General features: G+C 57.9%; 22 protein-coding genes, 2 tRNA genes and 2 rRNA genes. 9 read left to right on the top strand and 17 right to left on the bottom strand.

The features are described from left to right. Positions 1 to 2: 2 nt before the first annotated feature. The 7 genes from hpxK to hpxU all read right to left on the bottom strand — a co-directional run bounded on the left by hpxK (position 3) and on the right by hpxU (position 6,371). Positions 3 to 1,256 carry an allantoate amidohydrolase gene (gene hpxK, locus WFK59_RS00130; protein ID WP_336754753.1) on the bottom strand — a complete coding sequence of 418 codons (1,254 nt, stop codon included), beginning with the start codon at positions 1,254 to 1,256 and terminating at the stop codon, positions 3 to 5. Then, complete coding sequence (locus WFK59_RS00125; protein ID WP_336754752.1) at positions 1,253 to 2,488, bottom strand: pyridoxal-phosphate-dependent aminotransferase family protein; 1,236 nt, start codon at positions 2,486 to 2,488, stop codon at positions 1,253 to 1,255. The genes hpxK and WFK59_RS00125 overlap by 4 nt, the downstream gene beginning before the upstream one ends. 21 nt (positions 2,489 to 2,509) lie before the next feature. Beyond that, a complete protein-coding gene (locus tag WFK59_RS00120; RefSeq protein ID WP_233985213.1) occupies positions 2,510 to 3,241 on the bottom strand; it encodes an amino acid ABC transporter ATP-binding protein in 732 nt (243 codons plus the stop codon). After that, positions 3,222 to 3,878, bottom strand: coding sequence for an amino acid ABC transporter permease (locus WFK59_RS00115; protein WP_233988218.1), 657 nt, complete (start codon positions 3,876 to 3,878; stop codon positions 3,222 to 3,224). Before WFK59_RS00115 ends, WFK59_RS00120 begins: the two co-directional genes overlap by 20 nt. Next, entirely contained in the window at positions 3,878 to 4,543 is a 666-nt protein-coding gene (locus WFK59_RS00110; RefSeq protein WP_233985214.1) for an amino acid ABC transporter permease, read from the bottom strand. Before WFK59_RS00110 ends, WFK59_RS00115 begins: the two co-directional genes overlap by 1 nt. Before the next feature lie 10 nt (positions 4,544 to 4,553). After that, the gene (locus WFK59_RS00105) at positions 4,554 to 5,339 is read right to left on the bottom strand and encodes a transporter substrate-binding domain-containing protein (protein WP_233985215.1); all 786 of its coding nucleotides are present in this window, start codon (positions 5,337 to 5,339) and stop codon (positions 4,554 to 4,556) included. A gap of 192 nt (positions 5,340 to 5,531) precedes the next feature. Further along, positions 5,532 to 6,371, bottom strand: a complete 840-nt coding sequence (gene hpxU / locus WFK59_RS00100) for a MurR/RpiR family transcriptional regulator HpxU (protein WP_031374964.1) — start codon at positions 6,369 to 6,371, stop codon at positions 5,532 to 5,534. Between the two features lie 143 nt (positions 6,372 to 6,514). Between hpxU and WFK59_RS00095 the strand changes: the two genes are divergently transcribed. From WFK59_RS00095 to hpxZ, 4 genes are read left to right on the top strand one after another with little or no spacing between them, the layout of a single operon-like run. Next, the gene (locus WFK59_RS00095) at positions 6,515 to 8,101 is read left to right on the top strand and encodes a gamma-glutamyltransferase family protein (protein WP_233985216.1); all 1,587 of its coding nucleotides are present in this window, start codon (positions 6,515 to 6,517) and stop codon (positions 8,099 to 8,101) included. Between the two features lie 12 nt (positions 8,102 to 8,113). Then, positions 8,114 to 8,296, top strand: coding sequence for an oxalurate catabolism protein HpxX (gene hpxX / locus WFK59_RS00090; RefSeq protein WP_233985217.1), 183 nt, complete (start codon positions 8,114 to 8,116; stop codon positions 8,294 to 8,296). After that, positions 8,293 to 9,690 carry an AtzE family amidohydrolase gene (locus tag WFK59_RS00085; protein ID WP_336754751.1) on the top strand — a complete coding sequence of 466 codons (1,398 nt, stop codon included), beginning with the start codon at positions 8,293 to 8,295 and terminating at the stop codon, positions 9,688 to 9,690. The genes hpxX and WFK59_RS00085 overlap by 4 nt, the downstream gene beginning before the upstream one ends. After that, entirely contained in the window at positions 9,690 to 10,073 is a 384-nt protein-coding gene (hpxZ, locus tag WFK59_RS00080; RefSeq protein ID WP_094120435.1) for an oxalurate catabolism protein HpxZ, read from the top strand. Before WFK59_RS00085 ends, hpxZ begins: the two co-directional genes overlap by 1 nt. A gap of 57 nt (positions 10,074 to 10,130) precedes the next feature. Here the strand turns inward: hpxZ and puuE are convergent, their stop codons facing one another. From puuE to WFK59_RS00065, 3 genes are read right to left on the bottom strand one after another with little or no spacing between them, the layout of a single operon-like run. Then, entirely contained in the window at positions 10,131 to 11,093 is a 963-nt protein-coding gene (puuE, locus tag WFK59_RS00075; RefSeq protein ID WP_233985219.1) for an allantoinase PuuE, read from the bottom strand. A 34-nt stretch (positions 11,094 to 11,127) separates the two neighbouring features. Next, entirely contained in the window at positions 11,128 to 11,859 is a 732-nt protein-coding gene (gene hpxA, locus WFK59_RS00070; protein WP_094120433.1) for an allantoin racemase, read from the bottom strand. Next, a complete protein-coding gene (locus WFK59_RS00065; RefSeq protein WP_233985220.1) occupies positions 11,856 to 12,578 on the bottom strand; it encodes a GntR family transcriptional regulator in 723 nt (240 codons plus the stop codon). Before WFK59_RS00065 ends, hpxA begins: the two co-directional genes overlap by 4 nt. A gap of 145 nt (positions 12,579 to 12,723) precedes the next feature. Between WFK59_RS00065 and WFK59_RS00060 the strand changes: the two genes are divergently transcribed. Continuing rightward, the gene (locus WFK59_RS00060; protein ID WP_233985221.1) at positions 12,724 to 14,217 is read left to right on the top strand and encodes an NCS1 family nucleobase:cation symporter-1; all 1,494 of its coding nucleotides are present in this window, start codon (positions 12,724 to 12,726) and stop codon (positions 14,215 to 14,217) included. A 71-nt stretch (positions 14,218 to 14,288) separates the two neighbouring features. Here the strand turns inward: WFK59_RS00060 and WFK59_RS00055 are convergent. Together WFK59_RS00055 and dnaQ are read right to left on the bottom strand one after the other, a co-directional pair. Further along, positions 14,289 to 14,365 (bottom strand) — tRNA-Asp (locus WFK59_RS00055). Positions 14,366 to 14,499: 134 nt separating this feature from the next. Then, positions 14,500 to 15,231 (bottom strand): DNA polymerase III subunit epsilon, encoded by a 732-nt coding sequence (dnaQ, locus tag WFK59_RS00050; RefSeq protein ID WP_069727889.1) that lies wholly within the window; start codon positions 15,229 to 15,231, stop codon positions 14,500 to 14,502. A 51-nt stretch (positions 15,232 to 15,282) separates the two neighbouring features. Between dnaQ and rnhA the strand changes: the two genes are divergently transcribed. Then, complete coding sequence (gene rnhA / locus WFK59_RS00045) at positions 15,283 to 15,750, top strand: ribonuclease HI (protein WP_233985222.1); 468 nt, start codon at positions 15,283 to 15,285, stop codon at positions 15,748 to 15,750. On the opposite strand, the gene WFK59_RS00040 is transcribed toward rnhA, so the two are convergent. Beyond that, the gene (locus WFK59_RS00040) at positions 15,732 to 16,469 is read right to left on the bottom strand and encodes a class I SAM-dependent methyltransferase (protein WP_233985223.1); all 738 of its coding nucleotides are present in this window, start codon (positions 16,467 to 16,469) and stop codon (positions 15,732 to 15,734) included. The two genes, rnhA and WFK59_RS00040, sit on opposite strands and share 19 nt — an antisense overlap. Before the next feature lie 42 nt (positions 16,470 to 16,511). Between WFK59_RS00040 and gloB the strand changes: the two genes are divergently transcribed. Both gloB and mltD read left to right on the top strand, forming a co-directional pair. Further along, a complete protein-coding gene (gene gloB / locus WFK59_RS00035) occupies positions 16,512 to 17,267 on the top strand; it encodes a hydroxyacylglutathione hydrolase (protein ID WP_336755120.1) in 756 nt (251 codons plus the stop codon). Between the two features lie 71 nt (positions 17,268 to 17,338). Beyond that, the gene (gene mltD, locus WFK59_RS00030; RefSeq protein WP_233985224.1) at positions 17,339 to 18,715 is read left to right on the top strand and encodes a murein transglycosylase D; all 1,377 of its coding nucleotides are present in this window, start codon (positions 17,339 to 17,341) and stop codon (positions 18,713 to 18,715) included. Between the two features lie 108 nt (positions 18,716 to 18,823). On the opposite strand, the gene WFK59_RS00025 is transcribed toward mltD, so the two are convergent. Beyond that, the gene (locus WFK59_RS00025) at positions 18,824 to 19,615 is read right to left on the bottom strand and encodes an endonuclease/exonuclease/phosphatase family protein (protein ID WP_094120479.1); all 792 of its coding nucleotides are present in this window, start codon (positions 19,613 to 19,615) and stop codon (positions 18,824 to 18,826) included. 278 nt (positions 19,616 to 19,893) lie between these two features. Here WFK59_RS00025 and yafC point away from each other — a divergent pair, with 278 nt between their 5' ends. Then, on the top strand, positions 19,894 to 20,823 hold the full coding sequence (gene yafC / locus WFK59_RS00020) for a DNA-binding transcriptional regulator YafC (RefSeq protein WP_233985225.1): 930 nt from the start codon (positions 19,894 to 19,896) through the stop codon (positions 20,821 to 20,823). Between the two features lie 116 nt (positions 20,824 to 20,939). Here the strand turns inward: yafC and WFK59_RS00015 are convergent. The 3 genes from WFK59_RS00015 to WFK59_RS00005 form a co-directional block, all read right to left on the bottom strand. Further along, a tRNA-Asp gene (locus tag WFK59_RS00015) sits at positions 20,940 to 21,016 on the bottom strand. Between the two features lie 99 nt (positions 21,017 to 21,115). Next, positions 21,116 to 21,231 (bottom strand): 5S ribosomal RNA (rrf, locus tag WFK59_RS00010). Positions 21,232 to 21,441: 210 nt separating this feature from the next. Next, positions 21,442 to 21,524: ribosomal RNA gene (locus tag WFK59_RS00005) — 23S ribosomal RNA — on the bottom strand; the annotation flags it as partial.

Here is a 21,524-nt window from a genome sequence, read left to right as displayed (position 1 = left end):
GCTCAGCTCCGTTCAGCTATCAGACAGACCGCCTGCAGATAGGCCTGCAGCGCCGGGGCGACGTCGTTCACCGCTACCGACTCCGCCGGATGGTGGCTGATGCCGCGGTGATTACGCACAAACAGCATCCCGACCGGCCAGCGTTCGGCAATCGCGATCGCATCATGGCCCGCGCCGCTTGGCAGCGACAGGCTGCGTCCCTGTACCGTTTCCACCGCATGACTCAGCGCCTGTTGCAGCGCGGAGTCACAGGCGGTGGCCCCGATGCGGTAATATTCGTTCGCCTCAAAGTGGAGTCCGCGACGCAGCGCAATCGCCTCTGCCTGAGTTAACAGGCTGGAGAGCAGCGCTTCCAGCGGATTGTCCTGCGGCCCGCGCACGTCCAGCGACAGCGCTACCTCGCCAGGGATGACGTTCACCGCACCCGGCGCGCAGTTAATTGTACCGACGGTGGCGACCAGCTGCGGGTCCTGCTCACGGGTCGCCTGCTCAATAAACACCATCCATTCGGCAGCGGCGGCCAGCGCATCTTTGCGGTGGGCCATCGGTACCGTGCCCGCATGACCGGCTTCGCCGATGAAACGGCAGTTGAGCCGACGCGCACCGTTGATCGCCGTCACCACACCCAATGGCAGATCCGCCTGCTCCAGGCAGGGTCCCTGCTCAATGTGCAATTCAAGGTAGCCGACAATATCCTCAACCCGACGCGCCGCTGAGGCGATTTCACGGCTGTCGAGCCCGACATCCGCCATCGCCTGCGCCACGGTAATGCCGTTGCCGTCAGGATGGGTTACCCAGCTCTGCGGCCAGCTGCCGGTAATGCCGCGACTGCCGAGCAGCGTAATGCCAAAGCGCGTACCCTCTTCATCGCAAAAACCGATCACCTCAATCGCCAGCGGCAAACGCTGCTGGTGCTGATGCAGCCACTGCACGGTTTCGATGGCGCTCAGCACGCCCAGCATCCCGTCGTAGCGACCGGCGTTACGCACCGTGTCGAGATGCGAGCCCAGCAGCAAGGCGGGCGCCCCGGCTTGCGCGGCTTCATAGCGACCACAGATATTGCCGACCGCATCCTGCCATACCTGCATTCCGGCGGCGGCCATCCACTCGCCTACGCAGGCGTTGGCGCGCAGATGCTCTGGCGACAGATAGACGCGCGTCAGTCCCTGCGCCGTTTCGCTGATCGCTGCCAGCGCATCACAGCGCGCCATGACGCGCTGCGCGGCGGCGTGGGCTTCGCTGGCATTCATCATCATGCCTGGCTCCCGTAGTAGTCCCAGGCCGCCTGCGCGGCAGCGCCCTGCGGCGTGCGATAGCCCAGATAGGTCAGCACCGTTTCCAGCGCCGCCAGCGTCTGCATCACGCAATCTTTACGCGCGTTATAACCCATGGTGCCGATGCGCCACACCTTACCGTGCAGCGGGCCAAACGAGGTGCCAATCTCAATGCCGAAATCTTCCAGCATCAGCTTGCGCACCTGGTCGCCGTTCACGCCGGACGGGATCATCACGCCCAGCACGTTATTCATTTTGTGTTGCAGATCGCCAAAGGTCTCCAGGCCCATGCCCTGAATCCCTTTCAGCAGCGCCTCTCCGTGCAGTTTGTGGCGGGCGATGCCGTTATCCAGCCCTTCCTGCAGGATCAGACGGGCACATTCGCGGGCGCCAAACAGCGCGCTGGTCGCCTCTGTATGATGATTAAGCCGCTCCGGTCCCCAGTAATCCATGATCATGCCGAGATCAAAATAGTTGGAGTAGATCATCTCTTCTTCGCCATCCTGATGCGCGGCGGTGCGGATCCCCTGCTCGACGCACTTCCGCTTGCGGATCACCGCTTCCATCTGTTCGCTCAGGGTGATCGGCGAGGTGCCGGATGGCCCGCCCAGGCACTTCTGCATCCCGGCTGAGACCGCATCCAGCCCCCAGGCATCGGTTTCCAGCGCATTACCCGCCAGCGACGCGGTGGCATCGGTGTAGAACAGCACGCCATACTGTTTGCAAATCGCGCCCAGCTGCGCCAGCGGTTGCAGCATGGTGGTAGAGGTGTCGCCCTGCACCGTCAGCAGCAGCCGTGGCCGCACCTTTTTGATCGCATCTTCAATCTGATCCGGAGTAAAAACTTCGCCCCACGGCACCTCAATGGTGTGGACCTCGGCGCGGCAGCGGCGGGCGATTTCACACAGCAGATGACCAAAGCGGCCAAACACCGGCACCAGCACTTTGTCACCGGGCCGGATGGCGGAGAGCAGAATCGCTTCGATCCCGGCGCGCGAGGTGCCATCAATCAGCAGCGTCCAGCGGTTTTCAGTGCGAAACACGCCGCGATAGAGCGCCATCACCTCATTCATATAGTGGGTCATGGCGGGATCGTACTGGCCGAGCAGCTGGCTCGACATGGCGCGCAGCACGCGCGGATCGGCGTTGATCGGTCCAGGCCCCATCAGCAGACGTTGCGGTGGATTGAGTTGCGGGTAGCGAGTGATATCCATGATAAATTCCTTGTTGAAGACCTACAGGCGGACCGAGGAGATAAACTGTTTCAGCTCTGGCGATTGCGGCTGTGCAAACAGCGTTTTGCTGTCGCCCTGCTCCCAGACGCGCCCCTGATGCATAAAGACCACGCGATCGCCCACGTCGCGGGCGAAGTTCATTTCATGGGTGACGAGGATCAGCGTCATTCCTTCTGCTGCCAGCTGCTCCAGCACTTTGAGCACTTCGCCGACCAGCTCAGGATCGAGCGCAGAGGTGATCTCATCACAGAGTAAAACTTTCGGCGTCATCGCCAGCGCCCGGGCGATTGCTACCCGCTGCTGCTGGCCGCCAGAGAGGCTGGCGGGATAGTAATCGAGGCGTTCGCCCAGGCCGACCTTCTCCAGCATCTGCGTCGCCAGCGCCCGGCACTCCGCCTCGCTCTTTTTCAATACCCGACGCGGTGCCAGCATCACGTTTTCCAGCGCGGTCATGTGCGGGAACAGATTGAAACTCTGAAACACCATGCCGACTGAACGGCTGATCTCGCGGGCCTGCGAATCGCGATCGGTAATAGTCATTCCGCCCAGTTTGATGCTGCCTTCCTGATAGCCTTCCAGCCCATTGATGCAGCGCAGCAAAGTGCTTTTGCCTGAGCCGCTGCGACCGATAATCGAGATCACCTCGCCCATGTCGATATCCAGATCCACGCCTTTCAACACATGGTTGTCGCCGTAATATTTTTGTACCTGATTAATGGTGATGAGCGGCATTGAATTTTTTCTCCAGATACTGGCTGTAGCGAGACAGCGGATAACACATCAGGAAGTAACCGAGCGCCACCAGCCCAAAGACTTTAAATGGCTGGTAGGTCACGTTGTTCAGAATGGTGCCGGCTTTGGTCAGCTCGATAAAACCGATAATCGACGCCAGCGCCGTGCCTTTGATCACCTGCACAGCGAAGCCCACGGTCGGGGCGATGCCGATGCGGATCGCCTGCGGCGCAATTACCCGCGCCAGGGTCTGACCGAAGCTCAGGCCAAGACAGCGTGACGCTTCCCACTGCCCTTTCGGCAACGCACGAATACTGCCGTACCAGATATCGACCAGAAAGGCGCTGGTGTAGAAGGTCAGCGCCAGCGAGGCCGCCGTCCAGGGCGCGACGTCAATCCCGAACAGGCCGACGCCAAAAAAGGCGAGAAACAGCTGCATCAGCAGCGGCGTGCCCTGGAACAGCGCGGTATAGCCGCGCACCCAGCGCGTCAGCCATTTACGCTGCAGCAGCCGCATAAACAGCAGCGGCAGCGTCACCAGCGTGCCGCCGACAAACGCCACCAGAGAGAGCAGCAGGGTCCAGCGCGCCGCCAGCAGCAGGTTGCGCACGATGTCCCAGTCGGTGAAGGTTGTCATCATGCCTGCACTCCAAACCATTTACGGCCAATGGCCAGCAGCAGCTGACGCATCGCAATCGACAACGCCAGGTAGATCAACGTGGTCACCAGATAGACCTCAAAACTTAAAAAGGTGCGCGACTGGATCAGGTTAGCGGCGAAGGTGAGCTCCTCGTAGGAGACCTGCGACACCACCGACGATCCGAGCATCACAATGATGCACTGACTTACCAGCGCCGGATAAATGCGCTGCAATGACGGTGGCAGCACCACCCGCAAAAAGGTCTGGCTACGGGTTAAGCCCAGCACCCGGCCCGCTTCCCACTGCCCTTTTGGCGTCACCTGAATACCGGCGCGGATGATCTCGGTGCTGTAGGCGCCGAGGTTGATCAGCATCGCCAGCAGCGCCGCTTCGCCAGCGGTGAGTTTCAGGCCCAGGTTAGGCAGACCAAACACGATGAAGAACAGTTGCACCACGAACGGCGTATTGCGGATCAGCTCGACGTAGACGCCCCACAGACGGCTCATCCAGCTCGGTTTGCCGCTGCGCAATGCTGCGCCGACAATGCCAAGGCTGACGCCGCCGACGGTGGCCAGCAGCGTCAACTGGATGGTGACCCACAGGCCGGAGAGCAGCTCCGGCCAGTAAGGCCACAGGGCGGGAAAGTTAAGTTGCCCGATCATTATCCGTTCCTCAGGCGCCGAGGCTGGCGGGCAGCGGGGCTTTCAGCCACTGTTCTGACAGGCTATTCAGGGTGCCATCTTTGATACCCTGCTCAATCAGCGCATCAATCTTCGCTTTCAGTGCCGGCTGGTCTTTCTTCAGGCCAATAAAGCAGGGCGAATCTTTCAGCATAAACTGCGCCACCGGGGCTTTGGCCGGGTTCTGGCGGGCAATCGCGGCCACGACCAGGTTACCGGTCGCCACATACTGCACCTGACCGGAGAGGTAGGCTGACAGCGTGGTGTTGTTATCTTCGTAGCGTTTTACCTGGGCGTCCTTCGGTGCCACCTCACTCAGCACCATATCCTCCACCGCACCGCGTGTGACGCCAATCGACTTGCCGCTGAGTGCCGCCGCCGATTTGATCTCTTCGCCCTTCGGCCCAAAGACGCCAAGGAAGAACGGCGCATAGGCGCGGGTGAAATCGATCACTTTTTCACGTTCAGCATTTTTGCCCATGCTGGAGATCACCAGATCGACCTTGTCGGTTTGCAGATAAGGCACCCGGTTAGCACTGCTGACCGGCACCAGCTGTAACTTAAGTTTCATCTGCTTCGCCAGGTACTTCGCCATGTCGATGTCGTAACCCTGCGGTTGCAGATCCGTGCCGACTGATCCAAACGGCGGGAAATCCTGGGGCACAGCCACGCGGATCACGCCACGCTGCTGGATATCCTGCAGTTGATCGGCCAGCGCGCTGCCCGCCTGTGCCATCAGTAATGCCGCTGCGGCAACCGCCATCAAAACTTTTTTCATTATGCACCCCGGTGAGATTGTGTGAAACAAAAGATTCTTTAGCTTCCAATCTGCAACTAATGTGCCAATGAGCGCAGCGGGAGAAAAAAGGTGGAGTGGCAATGAGATGGTGAGAAAAGCGGCGTTATCCGCCGCGATACGCCGTCGGGAAAGGTTGTACTAAAATGGGGCAAGGCACCAAAACGGTGCCTGTTAGCGGTGCTCCAGCTCGTCAAACTGCTGGTAAAGGTCGGCAATCTGATGAATGCGCTGGCGGCCCTGCGCCAGCATTTCATGCAGTAGCGCGTTGGCGATCAGGTTGATCAGGCTCATTGCCGAGGCGTAGCTATCAAAGGCCGAGACGCTGTCGAGCGGCGCACAGAGCTGCCAGCGTGCCAGCGCAATCACCGTTTGCGCCTGCGGCTCACACAGCGCCAGCAGCGGGATGCCGGCGGTTTGTAGCTGCTGCATCAGCGGGCGAATCATCCGGGTGCGACGGCGGAACGCCATCACCACCACCATATCGTCCGGCGTAATATCCACCAGCTCCTCGGCCAGCGTCTGGCCTGGCTGCGGCAGAATATGCACCTGCGGCCGCGCCTGCATCAGCTGCTGACGCAGGTGCAGCGCCACCGGATAAGCGTTCCGCATCCCAATGATAAACACCCGTTTTGCCTGCGCCAGCTGCTGGATCACCTCGCCGAAATGCTGCGCGTCCAGGCTATTGACCCATTGCGTCAGGTTAGCCATCTCCTGCTTATAGTGGCGCGACAGCAAGGTGTTGCCCTGCACCGCATCGCGGTTATCGGTCAGCGGCATACCGCTCTGTCGCAGGGTACGCAGCTCATCGCGCATCTCTTTATACTTTTCATAGCCCAGCCGTTTGAACAACCGGCTGACGGTGGCTTTCGACACGCCGCTGAGCCGCGCCAGCTCGGCGCTGTTGTAGCTGATCAGATCGTCAAAATGGTCAAAAACAAAGTCAGCAATACGCTGCTCTTGCGGTGAGAGCTGGGAATAGTGGCTTCTGAGTCGTTCATCAAGCTGTTGCATAACAGGTCCTGTAACTTTTGTTTCAGCTGAAGCTAGCATAATTTGCGCCAGGTTAACGCGGCTGTCATAACGGCCGGAATGAAAACTGGAACAGCTCTTGCTTTGTATACCGTTCTGTCACCCGATAACAGAACGAGAAAAGCATGAATCAAAGCAATATGGCCCCGCAGGGGATGGCGGTGACGCCGCACCATCTGGCCAGTGAAAGTGCGCTGGCGGTGCTGCGTGACGGCGGCAACGCCATTGAAGCGATGGTGGCGGCGGCCTCAACCATCGCCGTGGTCTATCCGCACATGAATGGCCTTGGCGGCGACGGCTTCTGGCTGATTATGCCGCCGGGCGGCGATCCTGTCGCGATTGATGCCAGCGGCGCCGCCGGATCGCTGGCCCACTTCGACTTTTACGCCGATCATCAACAGATCCCGCATCGCGGTCCGAAAGCCGCATTAACCGTTGCCGGCACGGTCAGCGGCTGGCAGGAAGCGTTACAGCTGGGCGCGGAGCTGGGCGGTACGCCGCTGCCGCTGGCGCGTCTGTTGCGCGATGCCATTCGTTATGCCGCCGATGGCATTCCGGTCACCGCTTCGCAGACCGCCGCCACGACGACATTCCGCCACGAGTTGCAGCATCAGCCCGGCTTTGCCGCCACGTTTATGCCCGATGGCGATGTGCCGCAACCGGGCAGCCGCTTTACTCAGCCAGCGCTGGCGCAAACGCTGTGTCAGCTGACGGAACAGGGACTCGACAGTTTCTATCGCGGTCCGCTGGCGCGCCATCTCGCCAGTGAGCTGTCAGCGCTGGGTATGCCGATCACCCTTGAGGATCTGCAACAGCAGCGCGCCCGCCGCTGTACGCCGCTGCATCTGTCACACAGCGAAGGCGATATCTGGAATATGACGCCGCCGACCCAGGGCATGGTGTCGCTGGCGATCCTGGGCATCACCGACGTGCTGGAGATGGGCGACGCCACTGAAGCGCAGACTATCCACCGCATCGTTGAGGCGACCAAAAAAGCCTTTGCGCTGCGTGACAAACACATCACCGATCCGCGTCACGTTACCGAAGATTTGCAGGCGCTGCTCGACAGCGATCATCTTCGCACGCTCGCCAGCCAGATTGACGATCGCCAGGCGGCGCCCTGGGGCAACGGCCGCGGGCCGGGCGATACGGTCTGGATGGGCGTGATGGACAGCAGCGGCCTCGCAGTATCGTTTATTCAGAGTATCTATCACGAATTTGGCAGCGGCGTGGTGCTACCCGGCACCGGTATCACCTGGCAGAACCGCGGTGCGGCCTTTAGTCTCGATCCCGATCATCTGCTGGCGCTGGCCCCTGGCAAGCAGCCGTTCCATACCCTGAATCCCGCGGCTGCGCGGCTGAAAGATGGCCGCACGCTGGTTTATGGCTCGATGGGAGGCGACGGCCAGCCACAGACCCAGGCGGCGATTTTTACCCGTCATGTGATTCAGGGCCTGCCGCTGCAGCAGGCGGTGAGCGCGCCACGCTGGCTGCTGGGCCGCACCTGGGGCCAGTCTTCCGACTCGCTCAAACTGGAGAGCCGCCTGGCACCGGAAACGGTGGAGCAGCTGCGCCAGTGGGGACATCAGGTCGAACTGCTGCCGGCCTTCAGTGAATTTGTCGGCCATGCGGGCGCAATTGTGCGTCACAGCAATGGCATGTTTGAAGGCGCCAGCGATCCGCGCAGCAACGGCAGCGCCGCCGGTTTTTAACAGGAGCCCACCATGAACTCACCAGACTGGACCCACTACATCGCTCATATGGAGCAGATACTGCAACTGGAGCTGGATGACGCCCGGCGCGCAGAGTTATTAATCCAGCTCACGCGAATTGCGCAGATGGCGGAGCCGCTGATGGCTTATCCGCTCGACGATCGGCTGGACGTCGCGGGAGTGTATCAGGCATGAAATTGAGCGACGTTTCGATTCAGGCATTACGGCTGGCGATCCACAGCGGTGAGATCAGCGCCAGAGAGGTGGCTGAAACCACACTGCAGGCGATTGAGCAGCACAATCCACAGCTCAATGCATGGACTGAGGTGACCGGGCAGCGGATGCTGAAAGAGGCAGAGAGTATTGATGCAAAGCGGCAGCGCGGTGAAGATCTGCCGCCGCTGGCGGGCATTCCCTACGCGGTAAAAAACCTGTTTGACGTTGCAGGCTACAGTACGCTGGCCGGTGCCAGCCTGTTCAGCCAGCGGCCCGCGGTGCGTGCCGATGCCTTTGCCATCGACCGGCTGCGGCAGGCGGGCGCGACGCTGTCGGGTATGCTGAATATGGACGCCTACGCCTATGGCTTTACCACCGAAAACAGCCACTACGGCGCGACCCGTAATCCGCGCGACCTGAGCCGCGTAGCTGGTGGCTCATCGGGCGGTTCAGCCGCGGCGGTGGCGGCCGGTCTGGTCCATTTTTCACTTGGCACTGACACCAACGGCTCGATCCGGGTTCCCGCCTCGTTGTGCGGCACCTTTGGCCTGAAGCCCACCTTTGGCCGCCTGTCGCGTAGCGGCAGCCATCCGTTTGTCGCCAGCCTTGACCACATCGGTCCCTTCGCCCGTCGGGTCGACGATCTGGCGCTGGTCTATGACCAGCTACAGGGCGCAGACAGCGCCGATGCGTTTCAGGCCAGTCGTCCTGCTGCCGCGACGCTGCCAGGCTTGTCCCGGGGTCTGGAAGGGCTACGCTGCGGCGTACTGGGCGGCTTTTTCAGTGAATGGTGTGATGAGGAGGCGCGGGCTGCGGTGGCCGTTGTTGCCGCCGCGCTCAACGCGCAGGACGAGGTGATGATGCCGGAAGCCGAGCTGGCACGCTCTGCGGCCTTTATCATGACGGCGGCGGAAGGCGGCACGCCTTATCTGCCCGCCTTGCGCCAGATGCCGGAACAGTTTGAGCCCAACTCGCGCGAGCGTTTACTGGCGGGGGCGATGATGCCCGCAGCCTGGTATCTGCAGGCGCAGCGTTTCCGCCGCCATTTCCAGCAGCAGGTGCTGCCGCTGTTCAGCAAGTTTGATCTGCTGATTGCCCCGGCGACGCCGTGCAGCGCGATCACCATTGGACAGCAAACGATCACCATTAATGGGGAGGAACTGCCCGCCAAAGCCAGCATGGGTATGCTGACGCAGCCGATCTCGTTCCTGGGATTGCCGGTCTGTACCGTGCCGCTGGCGACCCGAAGCGGTCTGCCGATTGGCCTGCAGTTAATCGCCCGTCCCTTTAATGAAGCCGCGGTGCTGCGGGCTGCCTGGGTACTGGAGCAGCAAGGGTTCACCGTGGCGCAAATCAACATGGCAGGAGCCTGATGGACATTCAACAGATCAATTTACCGCAGATAGTCAGTGAAGTGACGGCGCAGTTTACCCGCTACGAGCAGGCGCTGATCGGCAACGATATCGCCGAACTGGATGCGCTGTTCTGGCATGATCCCCGTACCGTGCGGCTGGGTGCCGGTGAGAATTTGTATGGCATTGATGAGATCCGCGCATTCCGGGCGGCTCGCCCTTCCGCCGGGCTGGACCGGACGCTGCGCAACACGGTGATCACCACCTTTGGCGAAGATTACGCGGTGTGCAGCACCGAGTTTACCCGCGCCGGCAGCGATAAAATCGGCCGCCAGCAGCAAACCTGGGTGCGGTTGCCGCACGGCTGGTGCATCGTTGCGGCGCAGGTAAGCCTGATGAGTTAAGCGGGCTGGCGAGGCGTTTCATCCGCCCTGACGGCTGAATGAAACGCCTTGCAGTCATCAGGACGCGTCGGGTGCCGGATGCGTTTTGATCCAGTGATCGGCAATCTGCTGACGGCTGCAAATCCAGACGTCATCGTGCTGCTGGATATGGTCGAGGAAATTCTGTAAGGCACGGAATTTTCCCGGACGGCCCAGCAGGCGGCAATGCATCCCCACCGACATCATTTTCGGTGCGGTTTCGCCCTCTTCATACAGCACGTCAAAGGTATCACGCAGATAAGTGAAGAACTGTTCAGCGGTGTTGAAGCCCTGTGGCGAGGCAAAGCGCATGTCGTTGCACTCCAGGGTATAAGGGATGATCAGATGCGGTTTGACCGTACCATCCTGGCAGGTGACCTGGGTCCAGAACGGCAGGTCGTCGCCATAGTAATCACTGTCGTAGCTGAAACCGCCCTGCTCCACCACCAGACGTCGGGTATTCGGGCTGTCGCGCCCGGTATACCAGCCGGTCGGCGCTTTACCAAACAGGTCGAGCAAAACGTCCACCGCCTGCTGCATGTGCTGGCGTTCGGTTTTTGCGTCCATGCCCTGATAGTGGATCCAGCGCCAGCCGTGGCTCACCACGTCGTAATCCGCCTGTTTGATCGCCTCAACGATTTCCGGATGACGCGCCAGCGCCATCGCCACGCCAAACACGGTTAATGGCAGACCGCGCTTCTGAAATTCGTTATGGATGCGCCAGAAACCCGCGCGTGAGCCGTACTCATACAGCGACTCCATCGACATGTGGCGATCCGGATAACTGGCCGCGCCAATGATGTCGGAAAGGAATTGCTCTGAGCCGGCATCGCCGTGCAGCACGCTATTTTCCGCCCCTTCTTCGTAATTCAGGACAAACTGCACCGCCACGCGGGCGTTGTTGGGCCAGGCGGCGTGCGGCGGGTTAGCGCCATAACCGATTAAATCGCGCGGATAGTTTTTGTTAAAGCTGTACTCTTTTTTCTCTGCAGCGTCAGTCATTACTCGCTTCCTGTGATCAATCGGGAGAGTTCCGTTAGTTTAGATGCTGAAACGCACCTGAGAGAGGTTTCTGCAAAGGCCAGGCCAGATCGCCATGTTTACTGGTGCCAAAGCCTAGCGCCACCAGCGACTCCACCATTTTGACCGCCGCCCCCACGCCATCAATCACCGGCAAACCGAGTTCCTGCGTCAACGAAGCGGCCAGCGTTGCCATGCCACCACAGCCCAGCACAATCGCCCCGCTGCCATCTTCACGCTTCGCCTGAATGCAGCGCTGACGTACCTTCTCCTGCGCAACACCGCTGCCATCTTCCAGCGCCAGTACCGGCAGATCGATGGCGTGCAGCGCCGCGCAGTGATGGGTAAAGCCATATTGTTGCAGCAGATGACGCGCAATGACCAGGGTGCGTGGCAGCGTGGTGACAATCGAGAAACGCGTCGCCAGCAGCGTCGCGGTGTGCATCGCTGCTTCCGCTATCCCCACCACCGGCCCGCTGGCCAGCTCCCGCGCCGCCAGTAAGCCCGGATCGCCGAAGCAGGCAATGACATGACCGCTGACACCCTGCGCTTTACCCAGTTTGATCTGCTCCAGCACGCCGATAGCGGCTATCGCTTCATCGAAGTGCCCCTCAATCGACGGCACGCCGTGTGCCGGACAGACGGCCAGAATGTCGGTGCCGGGTGCCGCCACGGCGCGGGCCGCCTGACCGATGGTTTCGGTCATTGCCAGGCTGGTATTCGGGTTGATGACCTGAATCAGGCTCATGATGCGTTTCCTTTGTCGCTGCCAAACAGCCGGCTGAAATCGGGCAGCGTCTCGCCACTGCGCTCAAAGTGCAGGCTGGAGACGATATGATCAAAATGGTGTTGCAGGGCCTGGGTCAGCGGCGCTAAGGCGCGTTCCCGCAGCAGGCTGAGCAACCGGCTGTGATCGTCGCAGCGACAGCCGTGCTGCCACGGCGCGCCATAGGCGGCAATCACCAGCGATGAGCGCTGCGTCAGGCGGGTTACGATCCCGGTCAGCACCTGGTTACCTGAGATCGCCTGCAGCTGTATATGAAAGGCCGCCGATAACCGAATCGCGGCCGCGCCGTCACGATCGGCGTGCGCCTGATTCTCCTGCTCAATCAGTTGTGCCAGCGCCGCCAGATGCGGGGCCTGCAGATGCGCCAGCACCGCAGGCAGATTGGCGCACTCCAATAAGCTGCGGGTACGAAAAATATCGCGCGCCTCATCGACGCCTGGGGTGGTGACCTGTGCACCGCGTTTGGGCGTCAGCGTGACCATTTGCACTGCGGCGAGGCGTTGCAGCACTTTACGAATCCCGGTCCGACTGACGCCAAACACCGCAGAAAGGGCCTCTTCCGGCAACTTACTGCCGGGCGGCAACTGATGTTCAACGATGGCGTTCATCAACGCCTGGTAGATAACCTCATCTTTATCATGCCGTTCGGTAGCCTGTCTCTGGCCTGTTTCACTCTTCATTACCCGCTCCGGTAGGTGACTGTGCGCACTCATATCGTATACGTGAACAATAATTTTTGTATACAAGAAATCAAATCTGGCCTGAATCCTGCAGTAGCGTTTCACGCAATTATTCATTCCATTCCCGGGTAGAGGAGCAGGTTTCATGCCAAATCATTCAACGGTGGCCAGCAAGGCCTCTGAAGCCAACGCCAGCTACAGCCCAAGGCTGTGTAACGACGACCTGGCACCGACCCGCGATCAGAACTGGTCGTGGTACAACATCTTTTCGTTCTGGATGTCAGATGTGCACAGCATGGGCGGATATGTGGTGGCTGCCAGCTTCTTTACGCTGGGGTTAGCCAGCTGGCAGGTGCTGCTGTGTCTGCTGGTCGGCATCTGTATTGTGCAGCTCTGCGCCAATCTGGTGGCGAAACCGAGTCAGATGGCGGGCGTACCTTACGCGGTGATCTGCCGCCAGGCGTTTGGCGTGTTTGGCGCCAATATTCCGGCGGTGATTCGCGGCCTGATCGCCTTTGCGTGGTATGGCATTCAGACCTATTTAGCCGCCAACGCCCTGATGCTGGTGCTGCTGAAGTTTGTGCCGTCGCTGTCATCCATGACTGAAAGCAGCTGGCTGGGCCTGTCGCTGCTGGGCTGGTGCTGCTTCGGTACGATGTGGCTGCTGCAGGCGATGGTGTTCTGGCACGGCATGAGCGCCATTAAGCGTTTTATTGATGTTGCCGGACCGGCAGTTTATGTCGTGATGGTGGCGCTGGCGGGCTGGATTGTATACAAGACCGGTTTTGATGGTATCTCATTCACCCTTGCCAGCAAGTCGCTGTCGGCGGGTGAGCAGACCTGGCAGATGATTACCGCCACCGCATTGGTGGTCTCTTACTTCTCCGGTCCGCTGCTGAACTTTGGTGATTTCTCACGCTATGGTAAAAGCATGTCGGAGATCCGTCGCGGCAACCGCTGGGGTTTACCGTTCAACTTCCTGCTGTTTTCGATTGTTACGGTGGTGATTGTCTCAGGTACGCAGTCCCTGTTCGGCAAAATGATCACCGACCCGATCGAAACGGTCAGCCGGGTCGGCAACGATCTGGCGGTGGCGATTGGCCTGCTGACCATGATCATCGCCACCATCGGCATCAACATCGTTGCCAACTTTGTTTCACCCGCCTTCGACTTCTCTAACTGTTCGCCGCAGAAGATCAGCTTCCGGACGGGCGGGATGATCGCCGCGGTGGGTTCGGTGCTGCTGACGCCGTGGAACCTGTTCCAGTCACCGGAACTGATTCACTACACGCTCGACGTGCTGGGCTCCTTTATCGGGCCACTGTTCGGCATCCTGCTGACTGATTTTTATCTGATTAAACGTGGCCGGATCGATGTCGACGATCTCTTCAATGATACTCCGGCAGGCCGTTACTGGTATCGCGGCGGCTTTAACCCTAAAGCCATTGGCGCCCTGCTGCCGTCGGTGGCGATCTGTCTGGTGATCAGTTTTATTCCGTCACTGCATGAGGTTGCGAACTTTAGCTGGTTTATCGGTGCAGGTCTGGCAGCCGGCTGTTATCGCTTTATCGCCCGTGACGAGCGTGAAGGAGAAGACGTTGCAGCCTGGCGCAGTGATGTGGCGGTGCAGAAGGATTAAGCACGCCTAAAGGCCTGGCGCGCAGACAGCAAAAAGCCGATTCATTTCTGAATCGGCTTCTTTAAAGAGATTGGCGGAACGGACGGGGCTCGAACCCGCGACCCCCTGCGTGACAGGCAGGTATTCTAACCAACTGAACTACCGCTCCGCGCTTTGTTCCCCGTCGAGAACGAGGCGAATATTAATGGCAGGCTGTTAACACGTCAACGCTTTTTCCGGCAGCAGAAATCGTTTGCTGGTTTTTTCACCTTCTCGTTGATTTTACCCGCAAAATCATCGATCTCAGCCGCGCCACAGGCAGCTACCGCCCTTCTTCATTACTAAATCGAGACGCGATTCATGCGCAACGATCTCCTCATCGCTGGCGGTCACCACCCGTAAGGCGGATGCCGGACGCACGATACGCTGAATGCTTTCGCCCTGCGCCTGGCGTGCGCTTTCACTCTCCGATAAAAATGAGAGTGAAGTCTGCCCGCCGGTCATGGTCAGAAAGACGTCAGCCAGGATCTCGGCATCGAGCAGTGCGCCGTGCAAGGTTCGTTTGCTGTTGTCGATCTCATAGCGTGAGCAGAGCGCGTCAAGGCTGTTGCGCTTGCCCGGGAACATCCGGCGCGCCAGCGCCAGGCTGTCGGTAATTTTGCAGAAGGTTTCGGTTTTTTCGATGCCGCGCTGCAGTTTGGCAAATTCGTAATCCATGAAGCCGATATCAAACGGCGCGTTGTGAATTACCAGCTCAGCGCCGCGGATGTAGTCGAGAAACTCATCGGCGATCTCGCTGAACGTCGGTTTATCAGCAAGGAACTCATCCGCAATGCCGTGCACGCCAAAGGCTTCCGGATCCACCAGCCGATCGGGCTTCAGATACATATGAAAGTTGTTACCGGTCAGGCGGCGGTTGATCACTTCGACCGCACCAATCTCAATGATGCGGTGACCCTCATAATGCACCCCGATCATGTTCATGCCGGTGGTTTCAGTATCGAGTACGATCTGGCGGTTATTTGCAGTGCTCATAAGACCCGTTTTATGTCAGACTTAGCGTTTTTGAGAGGAAGTCTACCAGAGATGCGCAAACAGGTAGAAATATTCACCGATGGATCCTGTCTTGGAAATCCCGGCCCCGGTGGTTACGGTGCCATTTTACGTTACGGCCAGCATGAGAAAACCTTCAGCGCCGGTTATCACCTTACCACTAATAACCGGATGGAACTGATGGCGGCGATTGTCTCGCTGGAGGCGCTGAAACAGCCGTGCGACGTGGTGCTCAGCACCGACAGTCAGTATGTCCGTCAGGGTATTACCAGTTGGATCCACAATTGGAAGAAACGCGGCTGGAAGACGGCCGACAAAAAACCGGTGAAGAATGTCGATCTCTGGCAGCGTCTCGATTTGGCGCTCAGCACCCATAAAATCCAGTGGGAGTGGGTTAAAGGCCATGCCGGTCACCCGGAAAATGAGCGCTGTGATGAACTGGCGCGCAGTGCCGCTGAGAATCCCGCCTTTGATGACATCGGTTATAAAACCGAATCCTGATCCTCTTTCTGCCGGAACTGGCGCGTGGCGTTGACCGTCTGACGAATTTTACTGGTGCTGAGGCTTTTCTTCGCCCGGGTCGGAATCAGCGGGAAGGTGCGTTTACGCGCCACCACAATATTCAGACATCCCAGCGCCGGCAGATGGGCGCTGATCAATTTCCCGCCCTGCCGGTGCCACGGCAGCACCTGAAAGCGGGTGCGGTAGACCACTTCGTAATTGAGCAATCCCAGCCAGTCCAGTAGCCGCATCTGGCTGAACATCCTGCCGCTCCACGGCGCTTTGCGCGGTAAACCCGGCACGATTTTACTGACGCCGAGCAGGCTGAATGGGTTAAAGCCACTGATGATCATCCAGCCATCGTCAATTAACACCCGATCGACTTCACGTAATACCCGATGCGGGTCCTGACTCCATGCCAGAGTGTGCGCCAGTAAACAGGCATCAATGGATTTCGATTCAAACGGCAGCTGCATCGGATTGGCCAGCACCTGTAACAGCTCGCCCTCACTGCCGACGTTGACCTGATGTGAAATAGCGCAGTTTTCGGTGTTGATTTCTGCGCTCAGGTTGCCAAGCTTAAGCATATGAAAGCCATATAGCTTTCCGAGGTAAGGCTGAAGCTGCTGCGTCAGCGCGTCACGAAAATAGTCTCCCCATGGCATATCGCGCCATGAGAGCGGCGCATTCAGAATCTGGCGTGTTTTAGCGGGCTTCATGCGTTACCCTCTTCCTTTTCCTTCGGCCTGCGAGAGGTGATGATGAATCTTACCAGTATTCCTGCGTTGCAGGATAACTACATCTGGACACTGACAGATGATGACGGGAAATGCCTGATTGTCGATCCCGGCGAGGCACAGCCGGTGTTGGAAAAAATGGCCGCCAACGGCTGGCAACCGGTCGCCATTCTGTTAACCCATCACCATAACGATCACACCGGTGGGGTAAAAGCGCTGTGTGAGCAGTTCCCGCAGCTTGAGGTTTTCGGTCCAGAGGAAACCGTCAGTAAAGGGGCAAAAACCCAGGTTCGCGAAGGTGATCGGGTCGAGGTAATGGGTTTGTCCTTTGAGGTGATCGCCACGCCGGGACACACTTTAGGACATATCTCATATTACAGCGCACCTTATCTTTTTTGTGGTGATACGCTGTTTTCAGGCGGCTGTGGACGTCTTTTTGAAGGGACCGCCGAGCAAATGTACCATTCCTTTCAAAAGCTTAATCAGTTACCGGGCGAAACACTGGTCTGCTGCGCACATGAATATACTTTATCCAATTTGAAGTTTGCTGCGGCTATTCTGCCCCATGACCCGCAAATAACGGCTGAATATCAGAAAATTAAGGACTTACGCGCCGAAAATGGCATTAGTTTGCCAACAAAACTGGCGCACGAACGGTCAATAAATTTATTTCTTCGTACGCAAGATCCTGATTTGCAAAGGGCTTTAAGCGTTAATTCACCTGCAGAGCCGGTATGGCAAACATTTGCCGTTCTACGCGAGAAGAAAGACGCTTTTTGATTTTTCGGGTTGTGTTGTGAAAAGTCGTCACGTATAGTTGCTCGTCTTTTAAGCGAACTATTGACACACACATGAAGGCTAAAGCGATATTACTCGCCTCGGTCTTGCTGGTGGGATGTCAGGCATCACGGAATGACGCCAATATCCCCGAACAGCATGCCCAGAGTCTGTCTTCAGCTGGTCAAGGTGAAAATGGAAAGTACGGAGACGAGTTTTTGTCGCCGCGTTGGCAGGAAGATGGAACTGGCCTCGCAGCAGACGCAGATCTCTGGAGTTTCATTAGTGACGAGTTGAAGATGGGGATTCCGGAAAACCCGGCAATCCGCGAACAAAAAAGAAAATTTTTAAAAAATAAGAGCTATCTCCACGATGTAACATTACGGGCAGAGCCGTACATGTACTGGATAGTCGAGCAGATACAGAAACGTAAAATGCCGATGGAACTGGTACTGCTACCCATAGTGGAGAGCGCTTTTGATCCTCATGCAACCTCATCCGCCAATGCCGCTGGTATCTGGCAGATTGTTGCGGCAACGGGTCGAAACTATGGTTTGAAACAGAACCAATATTACGATGGGCGACGCGATGTGGTCGCATCCACCAAAGTTGCGCTGGATATGATGCAGCGTCTTAACACCATGTTTGACGGTGACTGGTTACTGACCATTGCCGCCTACAACAGTGGTGAAGGGCGGGTGCTCAAGGCGATTAAGCAGAATAAGGCGCGCGGTAAGCCGACGGACTTCTGGCACTTATCGCTGCCACGCGAAACGACGGTGTATGTGCCGAAAATGTTAGCCCTGAGTGAGCTGCTCAAGAATAACAAGCGTTACGGTATCAAACTGCCGACACCGAACGAAAGCCGTGCTCTGGCACGGGTGGAAGTGGGTCAGCAGATTAAACTGACGCAGGCTGCCGAAATGGCGGGTATGTCGCTCACTAAGTTAAAGAGCTTCAATACTGGCTACAAAGGCGGTGCAACAGCGCCAAACGGACCGCACTATATTATGGTGCCCAAGTCCAACGTCGCGAAGTTGCGTAACTCACTGGCATCGGGTGATATCGCAGCCGTGCAACCAACCCAGTTGGCGAAAGCCAGCGCCAGTGGCGGTTACAAAGTGCGACGGGGTGATACCCTGTCAGGGATTGCCTCGAAACTTGGCGTTAGCGTGAGCACACTGAAGCAGGATAACAACCTGCGCGGTGCTGATATCCGACCGGGTCAGACTCTGACTATCGGTTCGAATGGCACCCGACTGGCTGATAACGGCAACAGCATCACCTATCGTGTTCGTAAGGGTGATTCTCTTGCCAGTATTGCACGGCATCACGGCGTCAATATCAAAGACGTGATGCGCTGGAACAGTGTGCTGGACAATGCGAAAGATATTCAGCCCGGCGATAACTTAACGCTGTTTGTGAATAATAACGCGAATCCTGATACCTGATACGTTGAAAAGGCTGACAAATGTCAGCCTTTTTCTTTTATTTGCCCCGCTTGTTCACCCTTCCTGCCCTGCCGCGACAGCCGGATTAACTTACGCCATCCGCACCGATTAGCCTCTCGGGTTAAACTCCACCAGTAACGGATTATGGTCAGACGCACGCGTGACCAGCACCGAGGCTTCACTCACCGCCAGATCGCGATAAAAGACGAAGTCCAGCGGACGGCCAAATGCTTTGCGGCGATGATCGGCGGTAAACATTACCTCCTCCAGCTTCATCCGATGGGCAAAGCGATAGAGCGCATTAATGCGCTGGCGGCTCCAGGCATTGAAATCCCCTGCCATGATCACCGGTCCGCGATGGTGCATGATCTGTTCGCCAATCGGTCCCAGCTGCTTGCTGTAGACATCGATGCCTAAACTAAAGTTGACCGCATGGATGTTCACCACCATCAGCATATCGCCGGTGGGTAACGGGTAGGCGGTGACCAGCGCCGATTTTGCCAGCCTGAGAAGCGGCTCACGCTCGCGCAGTGGACAACAGTAGACTGGGTGAGCCGAAGCCAGCGTCATCACGCCTGAGGGGTGCTGAGGCAGCACAAAGGCGGGCACCTGATCGGCAGCCAGATAATTGCTGGTGGCGAACTGCACCAGCTCCGGTGTGGTCTGCGCCTCCTGCAACAACACCAGATGAGCGTCTTTGCCGAATCCTTCCAGTACTGACATCCAGTCGGCACGCTGCTGTTTGAAGATATTCCATACCAGAACTTTCAGGTTGGGATGAGCGGGCAATGGCGCGCCGGGTGGCAGTCCCTGACCGAGATGTAGCATCGCGCCCGGCGGAAAAATCTGTTCCGCTGGTTGTCCCGCAACATATCGCATTGCATAAGTTTTTTTGCGCACTTTCCCGCCTGGCTGATGATTCAAAAACAGATAACACTGATCTGTTATAGGGATTTTAGACCGGGGTTTCAATGGATGCTGATCAATGTCGGAATCCATGCCGCTTTTCATCAGCAAATCCGCCTTTTTTGTCCGGTCTGGCTCTGTTACCCCGCTAAAAGGCACCGCGCTATTCGGCCAGAGGTTGAACAAGCCCCTATAATGATGACAAATAATGGCCTCACACCCCAGTCTATCGGTCCGGTAACCGATTTTACGTCACTATACGGAGAGGAGTCATGAAGGCGTCTTCCGACGAGCTGAAAGTGTTTGTCAGTGTAGTAGAAAGTGGCAGCTTCAGTCGTGCTGCTGAGCAGATGCAGATGGCGAACTCTGCTGTCAGCCGGACGATAAAAAAGCTTGAGGGCAAGCTGGGCATTGCGTTACTTACCCGGACTACTCGTCAACTGGCGCTGACTCAGGAGGGCGAGCGCTATTTCCGTCATGTGCAACGCTTTTTGCAAGAGATGACCCGTGCGGAGAGCGAGTTGATTGAGAGCCTGCAGGCACCTAAAGGGTTGTTGCGTATCGATGCCGCGACGCCAGTGATCCTGCATTTACTGATGCCGATGATCAAACCGTTCCGTGCGCGCTATCCGGAAATTACGCTATCTCTTATCTCTTCAGAGAGCTTTATCAACCTTATTGAACGCAAAGTTGATGTGGCCATTCGCGCAGGCAGCCTGACGGATTCTACGCTGCGCGCACGACTGCTGTTTAATAGCTACCGCAAGCTGGTTGCGTCGCCAGCCTATCTGGCAGAATACGGCATGCCGAAAACAGTCGCGGATCTGGCTCAACATCGCTGTCTCGGCTTCGCTGACCCGTCACGTCTCAACCGCTGGCCTGTCGCCCAGGAAAATGGCGAACTTTACGATATCAGGTGGGAAATTGCGTCTAACAGCGGTGAAACCATCAAGCAGTTGAGCCTGAACGGTAACGGCATTGCCTGCCTGTCTGACTATATGATCGATCGCGAAATTGCTGAGGGGGAACTGATTGAGGTGCTGGCAGAGCAGCGTTTGCCGGTTGAGATGCCCTTTAATGCCGTTTATTACAGTGACACTGGTCTGAGTCAGCGGGTACGCGCCTTTATCGATTTTCTCAGTGAGTGGACCGCCGATCAACCCTGGCGGATCGAGGATCGTTCGGCGACAGAATCACCTTAACTGGCCCGATTATACGTGCGATTGCAGATTTTCGCAGCGCTGCCGTAAGACCACGCCAGCTTTCTTCACCGCAATGGAAAAAGCCCTGACCGTTAAGTCAGGGCTTTCCAATTAAGTGGCGGAACGGACGGGGCTCGAACCCGCGACCCCCTGCGTGACAGGCAGGTATTCTAACCAACTGAACTACCGCTCCACCGATTCTGTACTGCGGCCCGCTCTCGCTGACCTCAGGTGTTTCGCCCGCTCCGCGTCACCGGAGTGGTCACGACCAGCGTGCTGGTCTTAATTTGATGCCTGGCAGTTCCCTACTCTCGCATGGGGAGACCCCACACTACCATCGGCGCTACGGCGTTTCACTTCTGAGTTCGGCATGGGGTCAGGTGGGACCACCGCGCTACAGCCGCCAGGCAAATTCTTTGTGCTCTGTCCTGTGTCTTTTGTGCTGATGCTGCGTTGGCCGCCCTCCCGCTACTCCGTCACATACTTCAGTATGCTCCTTCGTATCGCTCGGTTGCCGCCTTGCCTCAGCGCAAAATCCTCCGGACCCGGGTCCGCAGGACACAAACGTATCCGGTAACAAGCTGAAAATCTGTCTCTCAAAAACGCCTCTGGCGTTGTAAGGTTAAGCCTCACGGGTCATTAGTACCGGTTAGCTCAACGCATCGCTGCGCTTACACACCCGGCCTATCAACGTCGTCGTC

It is taken from the genome of Pantoea sp. USHLN298 (assembly GCF_037149395.1).
GTDB lineage: Bacteria > Pseudomonadota > Gammaproteobacteria > Enterobacterales > Enterobacteriaceae > Pantoea > Pantoea astica.
The sequence above is the reverse complement of the archived record's forward strand: the minus strand, read 5'-3'. Positions and strand labels throughout refer to the sequence as shown.